Origin of the sequence: Actinocatenispora rupis (assembly GCF_016861975.1) — a bacterium.
In the GTDB taxonomy this organism is placed as follows: domain Bacteria; phylum Actinomycetota; class Actinomycetes; order Mycobacteriales; family Micromonosporaceae; genus Actinocatenispora; species Actinocatenispora rupis.
The window spans coordinates 61,955-82,108 of record NZ_BOMB01000032.1 but is presented as its reverse complement, the minus strand read 5'-3'; the positions used below and the strand labels follow the sequence as shown (position 1 = coordinate 82,108).

Sequence of the window (20,154 nt, the reverse complement as noted above, 5' to 3'; positions counted from 1 at the left end):
CACTCCGCCGGTACTCCCGCGCACGGTGCGCGCCGACCGGTGCCGAGCGGCGTCGCTCACCCGGCTCTGCGCAGCAGTACGAAGTCGTCGCGGAACTCGTGCCGCAGCCCGGCGTCGGCGGTCTCGGCCAGGATGGTCGGTTCGTCGGCCGCCCACACCTGTCCGTGGACGTCGTGCTCGGCGAGCACGACGCCGCCGCGCAGGACGCGGTAGACGTTGTGCCAGCGCATCCGGTCGGGTCCGGCGACGTCGCTCGCGTACCACCGCTGGTACTCGCAGTCGCCCAGCCGCACCGTGGCGCTCAACCGGAGCGGTACGGTCCGGGGTCGGTCGACGCCGTAGTGGCGGTCCAGTACGGCCACGGCGTCGTCGGTGAGGTGGTCGGCCAGCAGCCGCCACAGCCGGCGCCGGTGGTCGTGGTCGAGTTGGCAGACGAGGTGGATCGCCAGCGCGGCGCCCCACGGGCCGGGCTGCTCGACGTCGAACACGTCGCCGCGCAGCACGGTGACGCGTCCCCGAAGATCCGGCCGGTACGCGAGCCGCGAGGTCAGTACCGTGCGCATCGCGGCGGAGCGTTCGACGGCGACGACCGCGCTGTCGGGAAACGCCTCGGCGAGCGCGAGCACACCGTGTCCGGTGCCGGCACCGAGGTCCACGACCGTTCCGCGGACGTCGAGCGCGGCCAGCACGCCGGGCAGGGCGTCGAGCAACCGGTCCGGCGGGCCGGCCGCCCGGAACAGGTCGGCGAACTCGGCGACAACGACGTGGTCGTCGGACACCGTGGCCTCCTCTGCCGGCACCGCACGCTGCGCCTCCCACCGTACGGCGCACGCCGACTCCGCCGCTGGAGCGTCCCGTACCGCCGGACGGGGCCGGGGTGCCCGCCGCCGCCCGCGCCGCGTTCGGTACCAAGGAGGCAGCCGATACGACCCGTGGGAGTGGTAGAACCGTGACAGCAGTACGGACGAGCGCCTCGACACCCCGTGCCCGCGACGAGGCGGTGCTGCGCGGCGACCGGTGGCGGGTCAGCGTACTGGCCGACGGGCTGCTCCGGCTGGAGTGGTCCGACGACGGGGAGTTCGAGGACCGGCCGTCGACGTTCGCGGTGCACCGCGACCTCGACCCGCCGCCGTTCGCCGCCACGACCGACGACGGCGTACTGGAGGTGCGCACCGACCGCTGCACCCTCCGGTACGACGGGGCGCCGTTCAGCGCGTCCGGTCTCACCGTCACGACGCCGTCCGGTGGTCGCTGGCGGTTCGGGCAGCCCGGCGGCGGGCTCGGCGGCACCGCGCGCACCCTCGACGAGGTCGACGGCCGCACCGAGCTCGGCGGTGGCGTCGTCGCCCGTACCGGCGTCGCGGTCGTCGACGACTCGGCGTCGTTCCTGTTCGACGACGCCGGTGGGATCGCCGCGCGCCGCCCCGGCCGCCGCGACCTCTACGTCTTCGCGTACGGATCCGACCACGCCGCCGCCGTCCGCGCCCTGTACGAGCTGTCCGGACACCCGCCCGTCCTGCCGCGCTGGGCGCTCGGCAACTGGTGGAGCCGCTACCACCCGTACACCGCGGGGGAGTACCTGGAGCTGTTCGACCGGTTCGACGCCGAGGGGCTGCCGTTCTCCGTCGCGGTCATCGACATGGACTGGCACCGCGTCGGCTCCGTCCCCGCCCGGTACGGCACCGGCTGGACCGGGTACTCCTGGGAGCGCAGCCTGGTGCCCGACCCGCCGGCGTTCCTCGCCGAACTGCACCGGCGCAACCTCCGCACCACGCTGAACCTGCACCCCGCGGACGGCGTGCGCGCGTTCGAGGACGCGTACCCGGAGGTGGCCCGGGCGGTCGGGATCGACCCGGACAGCGGCCGGACGGTCGAGTTCGACCTGACCGACGAGACGTTCCGCGACGCGTACTTCCGCCACCTGCACCACCCGCTGGAGGACGAGGGCGTCGACTTCTGGTGGATCGACTGGCAGCAGGGCACCACGTCCCGGATGGCCGGCGTCGACCCGCTGTGGCTGCTGAACCACTACCACTTCCTCGACTCCGGCCGCGACGGGCGCCGCCCCATGGCGTTCTCCCGCTACGCCGGCCCCGGCAGCCACCGGTACGGCGTGGGCTTCTCCGGCGACACCGTCGTCACGTGGGACTCGCTGGACTTCCAGCCGGAGTTCACCGCCACCGCCGCCAACATCGGGTACGGCTGGTGGAGCCACGACATCGGCGGGCACCTGCGCGGGCGGCGCGACGACGAACTCGCGACCCGGTGGGTGCAGCTCGGCGTGTTCTCCCCGATCCTGCGCCTGCACTCGTCGAACAACCCGTTCATCCGCAAGGAACCGTGGCTGTTCCCGGGCGAGGCGCGGCAGGCGATGGGCGAGGCGCTGCGGCTGCGGCACCGGCTCGTGCCGTACCTGCACACGATGAACCACCGGGCCGCCGCCGGTACCCCGCTGGTACGCCCGATGTACCACGTGCTGCCCGACCGGGCCGAGGCGTACGAGGTGCCCAACCAGTTCGCGTTCGGCAGCGAGCTGGTCGTCGCCCCCGCCACCAGCCGGCGCGACCCGACCACGCTGCGGTCCGCCACCCGGGCCTGGCTGCCGCCGGGCACCTGGACCGACCTGTTCACCGGCACCGTGTACGACGGGGACCGCTGGCTGGAGCTGCACCGCGGCCTCGACACCATCCCCGTACTGCTGCGCGCCGGTGGCATCCTGCCGCTCGCCGGTCCGGACGACCTCGACGCCACCCGCAACCCGGACCACCTCGAACTGCTCGTCAGCCCGTGGGCGGACGGCACGTTCACCCTCGTCGAGGACGACGGGAAGGGCGACGGCACCGCGCTGGTCACCGCCACCACCACGCTGTCCTGGGACGCCACGGCCGGCGTCCTGCGGATCGGGCCCGCCGAGGGCGCGGACGGTGTCGTACCGGCCACGCGGACGTGGACGGTCACGTTCCTCGCCGACGCGCCGACCGAGGCGCCGCTGGTCGACGGCGTACCGGTGGAGGTGGTCGCGGGGGACGGGCGCTTCAGCGTGCGGGTCGCCGGCGCCGCCGCGACCGTCCAGGTACGCCCGGCGGAGCCCGCGGACCGCACCGCCGCGGCCGTCGAGCGGATCCTCGGCGACGCGCAGTGCGAGTACGCGGTCAAGCTGGCGGCGTGGGAGGTCGTCGGCTCCGGCCGGTCGGTCGCCGCCCGGCTCGCCGAGCTGCACGCCCTGCACCTGCCGCCCGCGCTGTACGGCGCCGTCGCCGAACAGCTCACCGCCCGCGAGACCTGACCCCGGTCACACGGGCAGCATCCGCCGCGTGTACCCGGCCGCGACCAGCTGCCGGTACGCGTCGAGGACGGGCCGCGGGACGGGCTGGGGGAGCGCGTACCCGCGGGCCGGGTAGGCGAGGACGCGCTCCAGGTCGCCGACCATGTGGTCGATCACCAGCCGCGCGTCACCGATCCCCGCCACGTACGCGGCGAACGGTGCGGCGGTCGACGCGCACCAGGCGTCCACCTCCGGCCACAGCCGCCCGCAGGTACTCCACGCGCGCCGCTGCATGTACGGCATGCACACCAGCACGACCGTCGCCGGTCGTACCCCGGCGGCGGCGAGCACGGCGCGCGACAATGCGATGTTCGCGCCGGTGTTGGTCGCCGCCGGCTCCGTCAACACCGCCCCGTCCGGTACGCCGCGGTCCCGGAGCCGCCCGGCGAACGCCGCCGCCTCTCCGTACGGGAAAAGGTTGGGGCGCAACGGGTTCGTGCCGCCGGAACACACCAGTACCGGCACCCGGCCTTCGTGGTGGAGGTCGGCGGCGACGTCGGCGACGCCCAGATCGTGGCAGCCCAGGACGATCCCGGCGTCCGCGTGCCGCCGCGGCTCGCCGAGCCGGTGGTACTCCCACAGGATCTCCGCCGCGGCCAGGTCCTCGCGGGTCACCGGCCGCACCGCCGCATCCATCGCTGCTCCCTCGTACCGGCCCAGGACGAGCATGGCACGGGGTGCCCGGCCACCGTCGGCGGGCTTCCGGAACCGTTCTGCTTATGTAGATAAAGCGGCATGCGGACTCTGCCGGACCCGGATCGGCCGACCAACGACCCGTCTCGCCGGCTGGATCGTGGCCACCGCGGCGCTCGTACTCCTGCCGCTCGTCTGGGTCACCGTCCTCGCCGTGTGCGGGGCGTACCGGACGCGGCAGCCCGTTCGCGGCGAGTTCCGGCGGGTCGTGACGGGTATCGTGGCGGTGCTCGCGGTGGTGTCGTCGGCACTGCTCGCGACCGCGTTCCCTGCCTCCCGGGGCGCGGTGGGTCTGGCTCTGTTGACCGCGGCCGCGGGTGTCCTCTGTGGACGGACGGCGTGCCGCGTCGGCGGCTGGTACGGGCGGATCCGGCCGGCCCGCCGCTGACCGGGTACGCGCGCGAGTGGGCGGACCGTCGTGCGGCAGACTGGCCGCATGAGCGACATGTGGGACGACGGCGCGGAGGACCTCCGCACGTACGGCAATCCGGTGGGGGAGAAGGCGACCCTGCGGGAGTACCTCTCGAACTACCGGCTGACGGTGGAGATGAAGTGCCGGGGGCTCGACGCCGAGCAGCTCGCGCGACGGTCCGTCCCGCCGAGCACGATGAGCCTGCTGGGCCTGGTACGGCACCTGGGCAGTGTCGAGCACAACTGGTTCCACCGGGTGTTGCAGGACCACCGGGACGAGCCACGGCTGCTGGTCTCGCCGGACAACCGGGACGCCGACTTCGACGGCGCGGTCGCCGACCCGGCCGTGGTCGAGGAGGCGTTCGCGATGTGGAAGCGGCAGATCGCCGCCGCGGACGCGTGGCTGGACGAGCTGGACGAGGCCGATCTCGGCCGCGAGGTCCTGGTCGCCGACGGCGAGCCGGCGAGCATCCGCGACATCCTGGTCCACATGGTCGAGGAGTACGCGCGGCACGCGGGGCACGCCGACCTGCTCCGCGAACGCATCGACGGCCGTACCGGTCAGTGAGCCGGCTCAGGCGGTCTGCAGGGCGGCGCGCGGGAACGTGACGCCGGTGAGCTGTTCGGAGACGGTCCACAGCCGGCGCGCGACCTCCGCGTCCCGGGCCTTCGCCGAGCGGCCGACCAGCCGGGGCGGCCCGCCCCGCTCGAACATCCCGCCGGGACCGGCGTAGCTGTCGCCGGGTACGTCCGCGACCGCCGCGTACAGGGTGGGGAGGGCGCCGCCGTCCTCGTCCTGCGCGACGAGCCCGACGGCGGCCTCGCCGATCCCGCGCAGCGTCCAGCGGCCGGTGGGGCGCATCAGGCTCGTGGCCGCGATGCCGGGGTGCGCGGCGGTGGCGATCACCGGCGACCCGGCCTCGGTGAGCCGCCGCTGCAGTTCCGAGGTGAACAGCAGGTTGGCGAGCTTGGACTGCCCGTACGCGCGCATCGCGCGGTACCGCCGGCGCTCCCAGTTCAGGTCGTCGAAGTCGATCGAGCCGCTGCGGTGCGCTGCGGACGCGACGGTGACGACCCGCTCGCGGATGCGGGGCAGCAGCAGGTTCGTCAGCGCGAAGTGCCCGAGATGGTTGGTGCCGAACTGCAGCTCGAACCCGTCGGCCGTCCGCGACAGCGGCGGGATCATCACGCCGGCGTTGTTGACGAGTACGTCGACGGGCTCGGTCAGGTCGTCGGCGAACGCGCGGATGGCGGCCAGGTCGGCGAGGTCGAGCCGCCGGACCTGTACGTCGCCGGTCATCGCGGCGGCGGCCTCCCGGCCCTTCTCGGTGCTGCGCACGGCGAGCACGACGCGGGCTCCGCTGGCGGCGAACGCGCGGGCGGCGCCGCGGCCGATCCCGCTGTTCCCGCCGGTCACGACGACGGTACGGCCCGCCATGGGCGGGATGTCCGAGACGGCAAATGTTGTCATGAGCAACATAGTAGGCAGCGGCCACAATGTTGTCAACGACAACTCTACTGCTAGGATCGGTACCGTGCCCGACGCGACCACCGAGCGGCCCTACCACCACGGCAACCTGCGTACCGCGCTGCTCGACGCCGCCGAACGCAGCCTCCGGGAGCACGGCGCGGACCGGCTCGCCCTCCGCGACCTGGCCCGCGAGATCGGCGTCAGCCACGCCGCGCCCCGCCGGCACTTCCCCGACCGGCAGGCGCTGCTCGACGCGCTCGCCGAGGCCGGGTTCGCCCGGCTGGACGCGGTGCTGCGGTCCGCGCTGGCCGGCGCCGACGACGACTTCGCCGCCCGCGTACGAGCCGCCGCCGTGGTGTACGCGCGCTTCGCCACGGAGAACGCCGCCCTGCTGGAGCTGATGTACACGAGCAAGCACCGGGCCGGGGCGACGCGCATCGTGGCCGCCGCCGAGGCGCCGATGCGGCTGCTGGCGGAGGTGATCACCGAGGGCCAGGCGCAGGGCGCGCTCGAACCCGGCGACCCCGAGCGGATCGGGATCATCCTGTTCGCGACCCTGCAGGGCATCGCGTCGCTGGTCAACGGCAACTTCGTACCGCCGGACCGGCTCGACGGCCTCGTCGAGACCGCCGTCGAACAGTTCCTGCGCGGCGCGCGCCCGGCGTCCTGACCGCTCAGGCCGCCCCGGCGGTCGGATCGAGGACGCCGGCGGTCACCAGGCCGAACAGGACGAGCCCGGCGAGTACCCGGTAGACGACGAAGACCGTGAACCGGTGCGTCGTGACGTAGCGCATCAGCCAGGCGATCACCGCGTACCCCACGCCGAACGCCACCACCGTCGCGATCGCCGTCGGCGCGACCGGCGCGGCGTGACCCTCGCCGATCTTGGTCAGTTCCAGCAGGCCGGAGGCGAGCACCGCCGGGATCGCCAGCAGGAACGAGTACCGGGTGGCGGCCTCGCGGCGGAAGTCCATCAGCAGCCCGGCCGCGATCGTGCCGCCGGACCGCGAGACGCCCGGGATCAGCGCCAGCGACTGCGCGAACCCGAACACCACCGCGGTACGCGGGCGCAGCTCCGCGAGCGACCGCTGGTTGGTCGCCGCATGGTCGGCGAACGCCAGCACCAGCCCGAACCCGACCAGCATCGCCGCGGTCAGCCGCAGGTCCCGGAACACCGTCTCGATGGTGTCCTGCAACAGCACCCCGAGCACCGCGATCGGGATCGTGCCGAGGATGACGTACCAGCCGAGCCGCGCGTCCGGATCCTTCCGGTACTCGGCCCGGAACAGCGACAGCGTCCACATCCGTACGACCCGGCCGATGTCCCGGCGGAAGTACAGCAGGACGGCGGACTCGGTGCCCAGCTGCGTCACCGCGGTGAACGCCGCGCCGGGATCCGCCCACCCCGCCAGCGCCGCCACGATCCGTACGTGGGCGCTGGACGAGACCGGCAGGAACTCCGTCAGTCCCTGCACCAGGCCCAGTACGACAGCCTCGACCCAGCCCACCCGGTACCTCCCGGTCGTCACGCGCGGCACGGGGCCGGACGGTTCGGCGACACCGGCCCGGTTCGAGCGGACGGCCGGCGCTCGCGGCAGCGAACCACGTCCAGATGGCCGGCGACTGAACGGCGGCGATCCGGCTCGTGGCGGTCCCGCCGGCAACGCGGTACCCGAGTTGGGGATGCCGATCGTCCCGGCCCGCCCGGCTGCCGCCCCGCCGGTACGGGCCGCGCGCCGTCAGCGTTTCCGCAGCTCGACGCGGCCCCGGCGGTGTCGGTGGGTACGGCCGGGTTCCGTCGCCGGCCCGGCGATGTCCGCCCGCCGTGCAGCCCGTCTTCACCGATGCGTCGTCGCGCCGTGCGTGGCCGGTGTTACGTTCCGCCCGTGGTACGTGAACCGTTCGCCGAGGACCACCACACCGACGACGAGCCCGATCCCGAGCGCGTCCTGGACGCCCGCTGGCGCGAGGTGTACGACGCCGTCGCGCCGGAAGGCTGGACGCTCGCCCGCGTCACGACGGTCGGCGCCGACGGGACGCCGCGCGTCCTGCCGCTGTTCCGCCGCACCGACCCGCGCTGACCGCGAAACCCCGCTGCGCCAGGCACTCCGCCCCGGTACGGTCCGGCCATGAACGGCAGCCTGTACCTCGCCGGCGGTGGATCGGCGCGCCAGGAGCAGCGGGTGTGGCGCGCGGCGTTCCGTGGCGTGCAACGGGTGGTGCACTGGCCGTTCGCGCTGCCCGACGACCGGATCGGCGGCGCCCCGCAGTGGCTGCGTACGAGCCTTGCCGAGCTGGACATCGAGGTACGCGTGGACGTGTGGTTCAGCCTGGACGGGCACCGGCCCGCCGAACTGGCCGGCACCGACCTGCTGTTCGTCAGCGGCGGCACCACGTCGAAGCTGGCCCGGCACGTACACCGGCACGGGTTCGACCGGGCGGTACGGGATCACGTGGCCGCGGGCGGGCGCTACTACGGCGGCAGTGCCGGGGCCGTGCTGGCCGGCGAGTCGATCGCGATCGTGGCGCTGGCCGACGACGACGCGGACGCCACGACCGACGACCGCGGTCTCGGCCTGCTGCCCACCCTCGCCGTACTCCCGCACGCCGACACCGTCGGGGTCGAGCGTCAACATGCCTGGTCGACGGCGCTCGGCCGCCCGCTCCTGGCCGTACCGGAGGCCGGCGGGGTGCACGTCACCGGCACGACCTGCACCGTGCTCGGCCCCGACCCGGTACACGTCGTCGACGGCGCGGGACGCGTGACGTACCTGCCGGGGGACCGGATCCCGCTGGACGGTCAGTAGCCCCACTTCTCGCAGTACGGGCGCAGCTCGGCGGGTACCTCGTCGAGGGACGGCAGCGCCCGGCCCTCCTGCGGCCGACCCGACCTGATCTTGCCGGACCAGTCGCCGAGCCCGCGACGGAACCGGGTGTGCCCGCGCTTGCCGTACTCGACCATCTCCGGCTCCCACGCCACCCCGAGGAACGCGCACAGCCGCCGGGTCTGCCCCTCCGGATCCGACACCAGCTCCTCGTACGTCACGTCGAGGCCGGGCAGGTCGGTGCGCGCCTGCTCCACCCCCTTCACGTACCGGAGGACGTCGGCGGTGACCTCGTCGGCGCTCATCGACGGGTGCGCCTCCTGCCACGACTGGTGGATCGATCCGGGATGCCGCAGCAGGAACACGAACCGCGCGTCGGGCCAGGTCGCCGCGATCTTCCGGTACAGGAACACGTGGTACGGCGTCTTCTCCACCAGGACGGACTTGCCGCTGTCGCGCAGCATCCGGGCCAGCATGGCGTCCCACATCATGTGGGTCAGCTCCTGCTCGTCGAGCCCGGCCTCCTGTACCGCGGCCTCGGCGAACCAGCTGTCGGCGTTGGCCTGGATGTTGCCCAGGTGCATCTCGTGCGGCGCGAAGATCTCCGAGTGGCTGCCCAGCATCACCCGCAACAGCGTCGACCCGCTACGGATCGACGACAGGACGAACACCGGCGAACGCAGCTGCCGTTGCGCCTGCACCACGCGGCGGGCGCCGGTGCCTTTCCGGACGATCTCGTAACCGGTGGTCCGCCGGAGTACCTGGTTAATCGATCTCTTCATGCTCATTGGCGGCCACGTTAACCTATTTTGCTGTCCGTTAACCTGAGTGTTTTATATGAGTTCGTCCACCGGTCCGACCCTGACCCTGCGGTGATGTCCGGGGCGCGTTCCGTGTCGGCGGCACGCGTCGGGCACCGGCCGGCGGCAGGGCGTGGACGGGCCCGCCACCGCCACCCGGGCCGAAACGCCGCCGGGCGGGCGCGGATCCGGATGGGCCGGGATCTCGCGCAGTCCGAGGAGCCGATCGCGCCGCGGCGGAACCGTTCGGCGGGACGGCGCGGCTGGGCGTGGAACCAGCACAACCTCGGCGTGGTGTACGACGAGGCGGGCGACCGGCGGGCGATCCGGATCCCGCGCGAGGTCGAGGCGAGTGGCGGGTGCACCACCCGCGGCAGCTGGACCGGTCGGGCGGGGACCGCGGCGGTACGGAGTCCGCCAGCTGAGGCGTACGCCGGCCGCCGCGGTCAGCCGTGGCTGAGGTCGACCACGCAGAACCGGTTGCCGTCCGGGTCGGCGAGGACCACGAAGTCCGGGTCCGCCGGGTACCGGTCCCAGTCGACGCGCGCCGCGCCCAGCGACAGCAGCCGCGCCACCTCGGCGTCCTGCTCGGCGGCGTCCCGGACGTGCAGGTCCAGGTGGATCCGCGGGTACTCGTCGGCCGGGCGGTCGCTGGTCTGCAGCGCGAGGGGAGTGCCGACCCCGTCCGGCGGTACGAGGACGGTCTCCCACCCGCCGAACCCGTCGCGCCGCTCCTCGTACCCGAGTGCGCGGCGCCAGAACTCGACCGCCCGCGGCTTGTCGACCACTCCGATCGCGATGACTCCGAGCGTGACCACGGCACCCCCGTTCGTCGTGCCGCCCGGACCGGTGACCGTCAGCCGTTGAGGAGCCCGACCTTGGCCCACACCCCGGCGACCGTGAGATCCGCACTGGCGCGCAACTGTACCCAGAGGTGGTGGCCGCGGTCGACCCAGGAGACGGTCGACGCGTGGGCCTCGTGGATGCCGGCGGCGGGCGCGAGCACGGCCCACGGGTGCGCCTTGGCGACCGCGTAGTCCTTGTCCGGGTCGGTCTCGGCGAACCGGGTCGCGACCTCGATCCCGCCGGGCAGCGCCGCGTTGAACGTGACGGTCACGTCGCCCATGAACAGCCGGCTGCCGGCCCCGACGCTGTACCCGCCGCCGCCCCAGAAGTTCCCGGTGTTGGCGGCGGCGCTGGTGAAGTGGACGCTGGTGGTCTGCCCGGCCTTCAGGGAGAGCGAGCCGCGGCCAACGCTGGTGTAGTACACCTCGGGGTCCTTTCGTCCGGCGACGAGCGCCTTGAGCTGGGCGAGCCCGCCCTGGTACTGGTTGGTGTCGCCGACCGACGGCCGGGCGTCGTACTGCAGCACGGTGATGCGGCTGAAGCCGCCGTACCCGGCGACCCAGTCGCTGGCGCGCACGTTCTGCGCGGCGCCGACGTACCCGCGGTTGGGTGCGGCCCAGAGTCCGGCGAACCCGAGGCTCGCGACGTTCCAGCCACGGGGTTGCAGCCACCAGTCGCCGGTGTAGAAGAGGATCGGCGCGTGGTCGGTCCCGGCGTCCCACCGCTGCTTGAACGCCCGCACGTCGGCCCACGTGGCGTCGGACTCGCAGTCCAGCTGCCACAGGTGCCCGTGCAGGTCGTGCCCGAACAACTGCCGGGCCCGTGCGGCGAACTGGTCTGCCTGGCCGGCGCCGTTCCCGGCGCGGATGAAGTGGTAGCCGCCGAGTACGGGGATCCTGCGGCTGCGGGCGAAGGACAGGTTGTGCGCCGCGTTCGGGTCGACGTACGTGGTGCCCTCGGTGAGCTTGTGGACGAAGAACGACGCCGCGACGCCGCCGAGCGACGACATGTTGCCCTGGTGGTTCGAGCAGTCCAAGCCGTACAGCGTCATGACTCGTCGGCCTCCTCGTCGGCGGGCACGTCGCCCTGGTCCGCGTCGTCCGGGCCCGGGGGCTGGTAGTCGCCGGCGCGGGGGGTCGGGCGCACGGCCGGCTGCTGCTGGTCTGTCATGCGGTGATCGCTTTCTGCCGCGGTTGGCGGATCGATACCACATGGATTGTCCCTGCCGGGTCGCTAAGAACCAACTGCCCGATTCAGTGGTACGCCCGCGCGTGTCGCCCGTTCGCGGTGTAGCCCGTCGGAGGGCGGGTAGTCGAAGGGTCGGTCCGGCCGTGGCCGGACGTACCGGGGCGTGGCGCCAGTACGGGCGGCGTACCCGGTGGAGCGCCGTACGCGGCGTTCGTGGCAGACCCGGGAAACGACACCGACGGGAGCCGGAATGAGCATGTCGGACAAGGCGAAGGACAAGATGGACGAGGTCGCCGGCAAGGCGAAGCAGAAGGTCGGCGAGGCCACGGACAACCCGCGGCAGGAGGTCGAGGGCGCCGCCCAGAAGGACAAGGGGCGGCTGGGCCAGGCCAAGGAGAAGGTCAAGGACGTCTTCACCGACTGACGCACGACAGCACCGGGGTGGCCGTACGGCGGCCGCCCCGGTGCCGTGCGTGTGCGGTGCGGAGTCCTGTTCGCCGTCGCCGTGCGGGGCACATCGACCGCCCCCCGGCGGGACCGCCCGTATTGCCGCTCGCGGTCGGTGGGTGGCAGCAGCGGCGACTGGCGGCCGGGCTTGACCCTGACGCAGGGTCAGGCCCCGACCATGACGGCATGACGAACGACGACGGCGGGCCGACGCGCCGCTGGACCATCCGGTACGAGGGCGGCACGATCCCGCTGACGCGGGGCGGTCGGGGCCGGCCGCTGGTGCTGTGCCCGGGGCTGAACTCGACGCAGGCGGACCTGGCCGAGCTGGCCGCGCTGCTGCGCCGCGACCACGACGTGGTGACCTTCGACCTGCGCGGTCACGGCCTCGCCTCCGCCTCGGACCGGTACTCCTTCGCCGCGTTCCTCGGCGATCTCGCCGCGGTACTCGCCGAGCTCCGGCGCGACGGTACGGTGCCCGTCCTCGTCGGGTACTCGCTGGGCGCGGACCTGGCCGTACACCACGCTTCCGAGCATCCGGGCAGCGTCGCCGGGCTCGTCCTGATCGACGGGGCGGTCCCCGTACCGGAGCCGTTCGTCACGCCGGACGTACTGCCCGAGTTCCGGGCGATGTGGGCGGACATGGTGGAACGGCAGCGGGCGGCGCGCGGCACCGCACGGCAGGTACTGCTCACGGCCGGGCAGATCCTGGCGGTGAACGTCGAGATCGACGAGGTGCGCGCCGGGATCCTCGACCGGTACCGGCGGATCGACGTGCCGGTCACCATGATCGCGTCGACGTCGATGGCCGGTCGCGGTACGGACGGGCACGTGGCGCGCTTCAACCGGAACTGGCGCGCCGGCGTCGACCGGCTCGCCCGCGCGCAGCCGCGAATCGCCGTCCACCGGCTCGACGCGGACCACGGCCTGGTCACCAGCCATGCGGCGGCGATCGCACGGATCGTCCGTCGTACGCCGACCGTGCCGGGGGGCCGGTAGCGGAGACTGGTGTCGTGCTGACCATCGGCGAGCTGGCGTCGTACGCGGGGGTGACGGTGCGCGCGGTGCGGCACTACCACGCCCGGGGGCTGCTGCCGGAGCCGGAACGCGACAGCTCCGGATACCGCCGGTACGACGCGGGCGCGGTGATCGAGCTGGTCCGGATCCGTACGCTCGCCGACGCCGGGGTGCCGCTCGCGCGGGTACGGGAGCTGCTGCGGTCCGACGGGGCGGAGTTCGCCGCGGCGGTCGCCGACATCGACGACCGGCTGCGCGCCGAGATCGGCCGGCTGCAACGGCACCGGGAGCGGATCGCCCGGCTCGCCGCCGGTGACCGCCTGGTACTGCCGCCGGACGTGGTCGACCACCTCGACCGGCTGCGCGCGCTCGGCATCGACGAACGCATCGTCCGGGCCGAACGCGACGGCTGGATCCTGCTCGCCGCGCACTCGCCGCACCGGGTACCGGAGTGGTTGTCGCGCAAGCGGGAGCAGCTGGCGGACCGGCAGCTCGTCGCGTTCTTCCGCACCCTGGGGCACGCCCTCGACGCGGCGCCGGACGACACCCGGCTGGTGGAGCTGGCCGACGAGCTCGCCGGCTACCTCACCCGCCTCGCCGCCGAGAAGGGCGACGAGTACGTCGACGACGTGGACGTGGGGTCCACGATGGCCGCCCTGATGGATGCGCTGGCGTACGAGACGGTGCCGCCGGGGCGCCGGCTGATCGAGCTGCTGGCCGAGAGGGGCTGGTCCGGGTGGACCAGGCTCCGGCGCGTCGCCCCCCGATAGGCGCGGCGTTTCCGGCCCGTACGAAGGCCGGCGGTCAGCCGGGGTGGGCGGCGGCGTGGTGGTGGGCCAGCGGACGGTGCGGGTCGTCGCCGGTCGCCGGGTCGGTGTGGACGGTCGCCCCGGCCAGCCGCGGTACGGCGTGCAGCAGCCGGTGTTCGGCGTCCACCGCGATCGCGTGCGCGTCGAGTACGGACAGGGTGGCGTCGACGGACAGGTCGGTCTCGGCGTGCAGGGTGTGGCCGATCCAGCGCAACCGCAGCATCCCGACCCGGCGTACGCCCGGGGTCGTGGCCAGGGCGTGCTCGGCGGTGTCGACCAGCGCGGGGTCGACCGCGTCCATCAGGCGCCGCCAGATCTCGCGCGCGGCGTCCTTCAGCACGAACGCGATCGCGACCGTGATGGCCAGGCCGACGACCGGATCCGCCCAGCCCCAACCGATCGCGACGCCACCGGCACCGAGCAGTACGGCGAGCGAGGTGTAGCCGTCGGTGCGGGCGTGCAGGCCGTCGGCGACCAGCGCGGCGGATCCGATCCGGCGGCCGACGGCGATGCGGTAGCGGGCCACGAGTTCGTTGCCGGCGAAGCCGATCAGCGCGGCGACCGCCACCGCCCACACGTTGCGTACCGGCGCGGGGTGCAGCAGCCGCTCCACCGCCTCGTACGCGGCGAGCACGGCGGAAGCGGCGATCACCACGACGATGACGACGCCCGCCAGGTCCTCGGCCCGGCCGTACCCGTAGGTGTAGCGGCGGTTCGCGGCGCGGCGGCCGACCACGAACGCCAGACCGAGCGGTACCGCGGTCAGCGCGTCGGCCAGGTTGTGCAGCGTGTCGCCCAGCAGCGCCACCGAACCGGAGGCGACCACCACGACGGCCTGGAGTACGGCGGTGGCGCCGAGCCCGGCCAGCGAGATCCATAGCGCGCGCATCCCGGCGCGGCTGGCCCGCATCGCGTCGTCGACCTTGTCGGCCGAGTCGTGCGAGTGCGGCGTGACCAGGTGGCGCAGCCGGTGCCACCACCCGTGGCCGTGCCGGTGCGCGTGCTCGTGCGGATGGTGCTGCTCGTGCGGATGGTCGTGGTCGTGCGGATGGTGGTGCTCGCTGGACATACGGCTCCGATCCGACGGGGCGCGAACGCACCCACCGTAGGGGTGCGACCACGGATGCGACAACGCCGCAGATGCCACCGACCAGCAACAACGCACCCCGTGCAGGCGGTTGCCCGCGCGCGGGCGCGGCCGGCCGCGGATAGTCTCCGGCCGTGACCTCACCCGAGCAGCCCCTGGTGGCGCCCGACTTCGTCGTACCGGAGCCGCCGGTGGCCGCGACGTTCCGGCTGGAACCGCTCGGCCCGCAGCACAACGCGGCCGACCATGCCGCGTGGACCGGCAGCATCGACCACATCCGCGCCACGCCCGGATTCGGCGGGTCCTGGCCGCCGCCGGACGGCATGAGCCTGGCCGCCAACCGCGACGACCTGGAACGGCACGCGGCGGACTTCGCCCGGCGCATCGGCTTCACGTACACGGTGCTGTCGGTGCCGGACGGCGACGTCGTCGGCTGCGTCTACATCTACGGCTCGCGCCGCGACCCCGGCGTGATCGACGTACGGTCCTGGGTCCGCGCCGACCGCGCCGCCCTCGACGCCGAGGTGTACCGGGTGGTCAGCGACTGGCTGGCCCGCGCCTGGCCGTTCGACCGCGTGGCGTACGCGCCGCGCTGAGCCGGTGGGCCCGGCAGCCCGGGCGCCGGACACGGCCCGGGCTCGACGGCGGACGGACCTGGTGGGACGCGGCGGTCGACAGGACGGCAACTCCGGCAGCCGGCCGCCACGGGAAGCGGAGATCGCGCAGCGGAGGCGTTCCCGACCCGCCCCGGCTCCGTCGCCGACCTCCACCGGTACTGCTACGGCCGAGCCGTGCGGCCGGCGGTGCGGTACCGGCCCGGGGTGGTGCCGACGACGCCGGTGAAGGCGGTGATGAAGCCGCTCGGGTTGGCCCAGCCGCAGGCGTGCGCGACCCGGGTGGTGTCGTGGCCCTCGGCGAGCAGGACGAGCGCGTGGTGGATGCGCACCTGGGTACGCCACTCGTAGAAGGTCATGCCGAGCTCGTCGCGCAGCAGCCGGCTGAGCGTACGGGAACTGCTGCCGACCGTACGGCCGAGGTCGGCGAGCGGGCGGGTGTCGCCGGGGTCGGCGTAGAGGAGGCGGGCGAGGGCGCGGAGCCGGTCGTCGCGCGGTTCCGGCAGGTGCAGGGGCTGCTCGGACGCCTCGCGGAGCTGGTCGACGAGGACGCGGCGGAGGCGGGCGCTCGCGGCGCTGTCGTGGCCGGGCGCGTCGGGGTCGTCGTGCGGCGCGCCGGTGAGCGTGAGCAGCAGTTCGCGGGCCAGGTCCGAGGCGGTGAACACGACGGGACGCGCCGGCAGCAGCCGGGCCGCCGGCGCCGCGAGGAAGACGATCCGCATGTCGGTGTGGCCGTACGCGCGGTGCCGGTGGCCGAAACCCGCCGGGATCCACGCGACGCGGTTGGCCGGCACGATCGACGTGCCCCGCTCGGTACGCAGCGACAGGACGCCGCGTGCCGCGTACACGAGGTGGCCGCGGCGGTGCGAGTGCAGGGCGCTGGCCTGGCCGGACGGCCACACGTGCACGCCGCCGGACGGCCACAGGCGGGACGCGGCAGGTTGGCGGCCGATGGGCATGACCTGGCATTCTACCGGTGGCCGGCCGCGCCCCGGGCCGGTGATCGTGGCCGCATGAGCACGAACGACACGCGAACGATGCGGGCGGCGGTGTGCACCGGGCCGGGCGGCCCGGAAGTACTGGAGATCCGCGAGGTCCCGGTGCCCCCGGTACGGGCGGGCTGGAGCCTCGTCCGGATACATGCCGCCGGCCTGAACCGGTCCGAACTGCGCACCCGCCAGGGCCACTCGCCGAACGTCCGGTTCCCCCGGGTACTCGGCATCGAGTGCGTCGGCGTCGTCGTGGCCTCCACCGACCCCGCGGTACCGGAGGGCGCGACCGTTGCGGCGGTGATGGGCGATATGGGCCGCGAGTACGACGGCGGGTACGCGGAGTACGCGCTGCTGCCGAACGCGGTGCTGATGCCGGTCCGTACCGCGCTGTCGTGGGAGGTGTTCGCCGCGCTGCCGGAGAGCTACCTGACCGCGCAGGGCGCACTCGACGCGCTGGGTGTCGGGCCCGGTCCGGGGCGGCTGCTCATCCGCGGCGGTACGTCCTCGGTCGGGATGGCCGCCGCGTCGCTCGCCGCCGCGTACGGCGTGGAGACCGCGGCCACGACCCGGCGGCCGGCCCGCGCCGACGCGCTGACCGCCGTCGGTGTCGACCACGTACTCGTCGACGACGGCGGTCCGCTCGCCGGCCCGGTACGCGAGGTGTGGCCCGGGGGCCCCGACCACGTCCTGGACCTGGTCGGGGCGCGGACGGCGGTGGACTCGCTGGGCCTGGTCCGGCGCGGCGGGACGGTGTGCGTGGCCGGATCGCTGAGCGGCTGGTCGATCGCGGACTTCCAACCGGTGGCGATGATCCCGTCCGGTACCCGGCTGACCGCGTTCCACAGCGGTGACCTGGCGGGCGCCGTGGACGCGTTGCGGCGGGTCGTCCGCCTCGTCGAGTCCGGGGTGTGCCGGCCCAACCTCGACCGGGTCTTCGCGCTCGACGACATCGCCGCCGCCCACCGGTACATGGAGGACGACGGGGCGGTCGGCAAGGTGGTCGTGGTGCCGTGACCGTCGACGCGGTCGGCGCAGCGGGTCGGGGCCGCGGCGGTGGCCTGGGCGGCTCGCGGCATCCGGTCGCCGGCACGGGGCTCGGCGAGCTGCACCCCGCAAAGGCTGGAGGTACAGAAGCGCTACGACAACCACGGCGTGGCGGGGTTGCCGGAACCCGGTGCGACCGGTAACACCTGCGCAATGAGCAGATTCGCGGAGGTCGTCGTGCTGGCGCACTACGCCGAGGAGGTGATGGAGCCGCTCACCAGGGAGGACGACACGCGCGCGTGGCGGGGCCGGTTCGAGCCCATCGCCGGCCAGTGGGGCGCCGGGTCGTTCGGCTGCGGCTGGGCGACACAGTTCGAACGGATGCGGCCGCGGACCGGGCTGCTGCGGTTCCTGGAGTCGTTGCCGTGGCCGTACCCGGAGAGCGTGCAGGTGCTCATCCACGACGAGGAGGACGACTGCTTCGGGCTGTGGATGCTGCACGACGGGAAACTCGTCGAGGTCGAACTGCCGGGCACGCGGCGGTTCCACCGGCCGGCACCGCCCGACGAGCGGTACCCGCCGGACCCGGGCCTGCTGCTGCGTACCGACCGGGGGCGCCAGCTGCCCGAGCAGACCCCCGAACACCTCCGCGACCCCCGCCCCGCCTGGTGACCTCGCGTCAGGCCATGGACTCCTTGAGCGCCGGCAGCAGCGTGTCGTCGGCGAACCGCAGGAACTCGCGCTGCGTACGGTCGCCGATCTGGCAGACGGCGACGTCGGTGAACCCCGCCCCGCGGTACTCCCGGACCGCGTCGACGATCGGCCGCACCCGCGGGCCGCACGGGATGTTGTCGGCGACGTCCTCGCGCCGTACGAACCGGGTCGCGGCGGCGAACGCGGCGGTGCCGGGCAGTTCGGCGTTGACCTTCCAGCCGCCGGCGAACCAGCGGAACTGTGCGCGCGCCCGATCGATCGCCCGCGGTGGCCGCCGCTTCAGCAGCCGCGCCAGCAGACTCGCCGCGCCGACGATCCCGCCGTACGTGCCGATCACGGTGGCGTAGCCGGCGACCGGCTGCCGGCGCGGTACGTGTCGGCGACGGATCGCAGGCGCTGCCGTACCGGGACCATCGGACCTCCCTCGGCGTCGCCCGTCGTGGACCGCGGCGGGCCGTTCGCCGTGCTGTTCCGCGGGAGGGCGCGGCCAAACGGCCGCGGCCGTACGGATCCGGGCGCATGTCGGCGCCGTCCGCGGGTATGCCCGACGAACAGCCGTTGCACGGGAGGAGGAGCACGGTGGTACGCAAGAAGATCGAGGGTGACGAACAGGAACGCCGGGGCCGTGCGCGCCGGGCCCGCGCGGTCGGGCGGGAGCCGGGCGGTACGCAGGCGACGACCGGGTCGTCCAAGCAACGCCACCACGTGTCGGCCTCGGCGCGGCACGACGAGAAGCTCGACGCCGTGCACCGCGGCAAGCGGCAGCTGGGTGAGCGGCCACGACCGTTGCAGCACACCGAACACGACACCGGAGCCGGCGAGCCGGTCGGTTCGCCCGCGGTGCCGGCTCCCGAGGTACGCCACACCGAGGCGGGGGTGGCACTCGACGCCGAGCAGACCCGCGTGTACCAGTCGGTCGCCGACCTGCTGGTGCACGACGAGGACACGTTCCTGGCGCGGGTGGCCGCGGCCGCCGACCGGTCGGAGGACCGGACCCGCCGGATCCTCGCGGCGCTGACCCGGGCCAACGTGGTGCGGGCCGTACCGGACGGCGCCGACGACCTGGGCACCCGGTACGAGATCGCGTGACCGGGCGCGGCGCGCGCTACGGCGCCGTCGGTTGCGCCGCCAGGCCGGTCGCGAAGTCGCGGACCGGCGCGCACCAGGCGTCCGGATGCGACCAGACGAACGTGTGCGCCCCGGGTACGAGTACCAGCCGCGAGTGTGGCGCGAGCTGGACCAGGTCGCGTACCCACTGCTCGTCGCTGATCGCGTCATCGCGCCCGTACAGGCCGAGCAGCGGGACGTCGATCGCCCGGACGGACTCGGCGATGTCGTCGGCGATGCACAGCTGGACCAGGCGCAGCAGCCGGTGCGGGCCGGCACGCCACCATTCGGGCAGATGCGAGCGGGTGAGTCCGCCCGGTTCGCGGGAGCCGTCACGCCGCCAGCGCCGCGCCAGCCGCAGCAGGCTCCGCGCGTCCGGATCGACGGTGGGGCTGGCGAGGACGACACCCGCCACCAGCGGGTGGCCCACCGCGGCCCGTGCCGCGACCTGACAGCCGGCCGAATGCCCCGCCAGTACGACCGGTTCGCCGCGCGCGGTCACCCAGTCGGCGACGGCCGCGGCGTACCCGGGCAGGTCGAGTTCGTGGGGCGGCTCGCCGCTGCCGCACAGCCCCGGCAACTCCACCAGGTACGCGCGGGTCCAGCCGGCGAGCGCCCGCAGCGCGGGCAGCAGGTAGTCCGACACACCGAGGCCCTGGACCAGTACGACCTGCGGCACGCCTGGGACGCGGTCGCCGACGGCGCGGCTGCGCATCCGCCCGTACGGGCCGTCGTGGTGTTCGGTCAGCATGCGACGTGCCTACCCATCGGGCCGCACCGTGACACCTGCGTGCTGCGCCATTCCGCGGCGAAACGGAGGTTTG

At 73.9% G+C, this 20,154-nt stretch carries 25 protein-coding genes; 13 read left to right on the top strand and 12 right to left on the bottom strand.

The window, feature by feature from the left end; all coding sequences use genetic code 11:
* Positions 1 to 56: 56 nt before the first annotated feature.
* Positions 57 to 779, bottom strand: coding sequence for a class I SAM-dependent methyltransferase (locus Aru02nite_RS27380; protein WP_203662464.1), 723 nt, complete (start codon positions 777 to 779; stop codon positions 57 to 59).
* A gap of 170 nt (positions 780 to 949) precedes the next feature.
* On the opposite strand from Aru02nite_RS27380, the gene Aru02nite_RS27375 reads away from it, so the two are divergent.
* Entirely contained in the window at positions 950 to 3,286 is a 2,337-nt protein-coding gene (locus Aru02nite_RS27375; RefSeq protein ID WP_203662462.1) for a glycoside hydrolase family 31 protein, read from the top strand.
* Between the two features lie 6 nt (positions 3,287 to 3,292).
* Here the strand turns inward: Aru02nite_RS27375 and Aru02nite_RS27370 are convergent, their stop codons facing one another.
* The gene (locus tag Aru02nite_RS27370; protein ID WP_203662461.1) at positions 3,293 to 3,961 is read right to left on the bottom strand and encodes a YdcF family protein; all 669 of its coding nucleotides are present in this window, start codon (positions 3,959 to 3,961) and stop codon (positions 3,293 to 3,295) included.
* Positions 3,962 to 4,118: 157 nt separating this feature from the next.
* Between Aru02nite_RS27370 and Aru02nite_RS27365 the strand changes: the two genes are divergently transcribed.
* Together Aru02nite_RS27365 and Aru02nite_RS27360 are read left to right on the top strand one after the other, a co-directional pair.
* A complete protein-coding gene (locus Aru02nite_RS27365) occupies positions 4,119 to 4,406 on the top strand; it encodes a hypothetical protein (RefSeq protein ID WP_203662460.1) in 288 nt (95 codons plus the stop codon).
* Between the two features lie 48 nt (positions 4,407 to 4,454).
* On the top strand, positions 4,455 to 4,997 hold the full coding sequence (locus Aru02nite_RS27360) for a DinB family protein (protein ID WP_203662456.1): 543 nt from the start codon (positions 4,455 to 4,457) through the stop codon (positions 4,995 to 4,997).
* Positions 4,998 to 5,003: 6 nt separating this feature from the next.
* On the opposite strand, the gene Aru02nite_RS27355 is transcribed toward Aru02nite_RS27360, so the two are convergent.
* The gene (locus Aru02nite_RS27355; RefSeq protein ID WP_203662455.1) at positions 5,004 to 5,900 is read right to left on the bottom strand and encodes an oxidoreductase; all 897 of its coding nucleotides are present in this window, start codon (positions 5,898 to 5,900) and stop codon (positions 5,004 to 5,006) included.
* A 64-nt stretch (positions 5,901 to 5,964) separates the two neighbouring features.
* On the opposite strand from Aru02nite_RS27355, the gene Aru02nite_RS27350 reads away from it, so the two are divergent.
* Positions 5,965 to 6,570, top strand: coding sequence for a TetR/AcrR family transcriptional regulator (locus tag Aru02nite_RS27350; RefSeq protein ID WP_203662454.1), 606 nt, complete (start codon positions 5,965 to 5,967; stop codon positions 6,568 to 6,570).
* 4 nt (positions 6,571 to 6,574) lie between these two features.
* Here Aru02nite_RS27350 and Aru02nite_RS27345 read toward each other — a convergent pair whose 3' ends face one another.
* Positions 6,575 to 7,408: an undecaprenyl-diphosphate phosphatase gene (locus Aru02nite_RS27345; protein ID WP_203662611.1), complete on the bottom strand. Its 834-nt coding sequence runs from the start codon at positions 7,406 to 7,408 to the stop codon at positions 6,575 to 6,577.
* A 378-nt stretch (positions 7,409 to 7,786) separates the two neighbouring features.
* Here Aru02nite_RS27345 and Aru02nite_RS27340 point away from each other — a divergent pair, with 378 nt between their 5' ends.
* Both Aru02nite_RS27340 and Aru02nite_RS27335 read left to right on the top strand, forming a co-directional pair.
* On the top strand, positions 7,787 to 7,981 hold the full coding sequence (locus Aru02nite_RS27340) for a hypothetical protein (protein ID WP_203662453.1): 195 nt from the start codon (positions 7,787 to 7,789) through the stop codon (positions 7,979 to 7,981).
* A 48-nt stretch (positions 7,982 to 8,029) separates the two neighbouring features.
* Positions 8,030 to 8,707 carry a Type 1 glutamine amidotransferase-like domain-containing protein gene (locus Aru02nite_RS27335; RefSeq protein ID WP_203662452.1) on the top strand — a complete coding sequence of 226 codons (678 nt, stop codon included), beginning with the start codon at positions 8,030 to 8,032 and terminating at the stop codon, positions 8,705 to 8,707.
* On the opposite strand, the gene Aru02nite_RS27330 is transcribed toward Aru02nite_RS27335, so the two are convergent.
* The 4 genes from Aru02nite_RS27330 to Aru02nite_RS37325 all read right to left on the bottom strand — a co-directional run bounded on the left by Aru02nite_RS27330 (position 8,701) and on the right by Aru02nite_RS37325 (position 11,541).
* Positions 8,701 to 9,513 (bottom strand): sulfotransferase family protein, encoded by an 813-nt coding sequence (locus tag Aru02nite_RS27330; protein ID WP_203662450.1) that lies wholly within the window; start codon positions 9,511 to 9,513, stop codon positions 8,701 to 8,703. The genes Aru02nite_RS27335 and Aru02nite_RS27330 overlap by 7 nt on opposite strands.
* Before the next feature lie 458 nt (positions 9,514 to 9,971).
* The gene (locus tag Aru02nite_RS27325) at positions 9,972 to 10,343 is read right to left on the bottom strand and encodes a VOC family protein (RefSeq protein ID WP_203662447.1); all 372 of its coding nucleotides are present in this window, start codon (positions 10,341 to 10,343) and stop codon (positions 9,972 to 9,974) included.
* Between the two features lie 38 nt (positions 10,344 to 10,381).
* Complete coding sequence (locus Aru02nite_RS27320; protein ID WP_203662445.1) at positions 10,382 to 11,422, bottom strand: GH25 family lysozyme; 1,041 nt, start codon at positions 11,420 to 11,422, stop codon at positions 10,382 to 10,384.
* Positions 11,419 to 11,541: a hypothetical protein gene (locus Aru02nite_RS37325; protein ID WP_275408727.1), complete on the bottom strand. Its 123-nt coding sequence runs from the start codon at positions 11,539 to 11,541 to the stop codon at positions 11,419 to 11,421. The genes Aru02nite_RS27320 and Aru02nite_RS37325 overlap by 4 nt, the downstream gene beginning before the upstream one ends.
* 268 nt (positions 11,542 to 11,809) lie before the next feature.
* Between Aru02nite_RS37325 and Aru02nite_RS27315 the strand changes: the two genes are divergently transcribed.
* The 3 genes from Aru02nite_RS27315 to Aru02nite_RS27305 all read left to right on the top strand — a co-directional run bounded on the left by Aru02nite_RS27315 (position 11,810) and on the right by Aru02nite_RS27305 (position 13,793).
* Complete coding sequence (locus Aru02nite_RS27315) at positions 11,810 to 11,983, top strand: CsbD family protein (RefSeq protein ID WP_239076987.1); 174 nt, start codon at positions 11,810 to 11,812, stop codon at positions 11,981 to 11,983.
* Positions 11,984 to 12,192: 209 nt separating this feature from the next.
* Positions 12,193 to 13,005, top strand: a complete 813-nt coding sequence (locus Aru02nite_RS27310; protein WP_203662442.1) for an alpha/beta fold hydrolase — start codon at positions 12,193 to 12,195, stop codon at positions 13,003 to 13,005.
* A gap of 14 nt (positions 13,006 to 13,019) precedes the next feature.
* Entirely contained in the window at positions 13,020 to 13,793 is a 774-nt protein-coding gene (locus Aru02nite_RS27305; RefSeq protein WP_203662440.1) for a helix-turn-helix domain-containing protein, read from the top strand.
* Positions 13,794 to 13,827: 34 nt separating this feature from the next.
* On the opposite strand, the gene Aru02nite_RS27300 is transcribed toward Aru02nite_RS27305, so the two are convergent.
* On the bottom strand, positions 13,828 to 14,901 hold the full coding sequence (locus tag Aru02nite_RS27300) for a cation diffusion facilitator family transporter (protein WP_203662436.1): 1,074 nt from the start codon (positions 14,899 to 14,901) through the stop codon (positions 13,828 to 13,830).
* 152 nt (positions 14,902 to 15,053) lie between these two features.
* On the opposite strand from Aru02nite_RS27300, the gene Aru02nite_RS27295 reads away from it, so the two are divergent.
* Entirely contained in the window at positions 15,054 to 15,515 is a 462-nt protein-coding gene (locus Aru02nite_RS27295) for a GNAT family N-acetyltransferase (protein WP_203662435.1), read from the top strand.
* 182 nt (positions 15,516 to 15,697) lie between these two features.
* Here Aru02nite_RS27295 and Aru02nite_RS27290 read toward each other — a convergent pair whose 3' ends face one another.
* A complete protein-coding gene (locus Aru02nite_RS27290) occupies positions 15,698 to 16,492 on the bottom strand; it encodes a helix-turn-helix transcriptional regulator (protein WP_203662434.1) in 795 nt (264 codons plus the stop codon).
* A gap of 54 nt (positions 16,493 to 16,546) precedes the next feature.
* Here Aru02nite_RS27290 and Aru02nite_RS27285 point away from each other — a divergent pair, with 54 nt between their 5' ends.
* Both Aru02nite_RS27285 and Aru02nite_RS27280 read left to right on the top strand, forming a co-directional pair.
* A complete protein-coding gene (locus tag Aru02nite_RS27285) occupies positions 16,547 to 17,539 on the top strand; it encodes a zinc-binding dehydrogenase (RefSeq protein ID WP_203662433.1) in 993 nt (330 codons plus the stop codon).
* A 183-nt stretch (positions 17,540 to 17,722) separates the two neighbouring features.
* Positions 17,723 to 18,181, top strand: coding sequence for a hypothetical protein (locus Aru02nite_RS27280; RefSeq protein ID WP_203662432.1), 459 nt, complete (start codon positions 17,723 to 17,725; stop codon positions 18,179 to 18,181).
* A 7-nt stretch (positions 18,182 to 18,188) separates the two neighbouring features.
* Here Aru02nite_RS27280 and Aru02nite_RS27275 read toward each other — a convergent pair whose 3' ends face one another.
* The gene (locus Aru02nite_RS27275) at positions 18,189 to 18,560 is read right to left on the bottom strand and encodes an LLM class oxidoreductase (protein ID WP_203662431.1); all 372 of its coding nucleotides are present in this window, start codon (positions 18,558 to 18,560) and stop codon (positions 18,189 to 18,191) included.
* A gap of 242 nt (positions 18,561 to 18,802) precedes the next feature.
* Here Aru02nite_RS27275 and Aru02nite_RS27270 point away from each other — a divergent pair, with 242 nt between their 5' ends.
* Positions 18,803 to 19,312 carry a hypothetical protein gene (locus Aru02nite_RS27270; protein WP_203662430.1) on the top strand — a complete coding sequence of 170 codons (510 nt, stop codon included), beginning with the start codon at positions 18,803 to 18,805 and terminating at the stop codon, positions 19,310 to 19,312.
* 16 nt (positions 19,313 to 19,328) lie between these two features.
* On the opposite strand, the gene Aru02nite_RS27265 is transcribed toward Aru02nite_RS27270, so the two are convergent.
* On the bottom strand, positions 19,329 to 20,081 hold the full coding sequence (locus Aru02nite_RS27265) for an alpha/beta fold hydrolase (RefSeq protein ID WP_203662429.1): 753 nt from the start codon (positions 20,079 to 20,081) through the stop codon (positions 19,329 to 19,331).
* Positions 20,082 to 20,154 lie beyond the last annotated feature (73 nt).

Excerpts from the sequence above, each read along its gene's own strand:
- Aru02nite_RS27285 (WP_203662433.1), top strand. The coding sequence starts at position 16,547 with ATGAGCACGAACGACACGCGAACGATGCGGGCGGCGGTGTGCACCGGG.
- Aru02nite_RS27370 (WP_203662461.1), bottom strand. The coding sequence starts at position 3,961 with ATGGATGCGGCGGTGCGGCCGGTGACCCGCGAGGACCTGGCCGCGGCG.
- Aru02nite_RS27335 (WP_203662452.1), top strand. The coding sequence starts at position 8,030 with ATGAACGGCAGCCTGTACCTCGCCGGCGGTGGATCGGCGCGCCAGGAG.
- Aru02nite_RS27280 (WP_203662432.1), top strand. The coding sequence starts at position 17,723 with ATGAGCAGATTCGCGGAGGTCGTCGTGCTGGCGCACTACGCCGAGGAG.
- Aru02nite_RS27355 (WP_203662455.1), bottom strand. The coding sequence starts at position 5,900 with ATGACAACATTTGCCGTCTCGGACATCCCGCCCATGGCGGGCCGTACC.
- Aru02nite_RS27300 (WP_203662436.1), bottom strand. The coding sequence starts at position 14,901 with ATGTCCAGCGAGCACCACCATCCGCACGACCACGACCATCCGCACGAG.
- Aru02nite_RS27330 (WP_203662450.1), bottom strand. The coding sequence starts at position 9,513 with ATGAGCATGAAGAGATCGATTAACCAGGTACTCCGGCGGACCACCGGT.
- Aru02nite_RS27290 (WP_203662434.1), bottom strand. The coding sequence starts at position 16,492 with ATGCCCATCGGCCGCCAACCTGCCGCGTCCCGCCTGTGGCCGTCCGGC.
- Aru02nite_RS27265 (WP_203662429.1), bottom strand. The coding sequence starts at position 20,081 with ATGCTGACCGAACACCACGACGGCCCGTACGGGCGGATGCGCAGCCGC.
- Aru02nite_RS27310 (WP_203662442.1), top strand. The coding sequence starts at position 12,193 with ATGACGAACGACGACGGCGGGCCGACGCGCCGCTGGACCATCCGGTAC.
- Aru02nite_RS27320 (WP_203662445.1), bottom strand. The coding sequence starts at position 11,422 with ATGACGCTGTACGGCTTGGACTGCTCGAACCACCAGGGCAACATGTCG.
- Aru02nite_RS37325 (WP_275408727.1), bottom strand. The coding sequence starts at position 11,541 with ATGACAGACCAGCAGCAGCCGGCCGTGCGCCCGACCCCCCGCGCCGGC.
- Aru02nite_RS27315 (WP_239076987.1), top strand. The coding sequence starts at position 11,810 with ATGAGCATGTCGGACAAGGCGAAGGACAAGATGGACGAGGTCGCCGGC.
- Aru02nite_RS27360 (WP_203662456.1), top strand. The coding sequence starts at position 4,455 with ATGAGCGACATGTGGGACGACGGCGCGGAGGACCTCCGCACGTACGGC.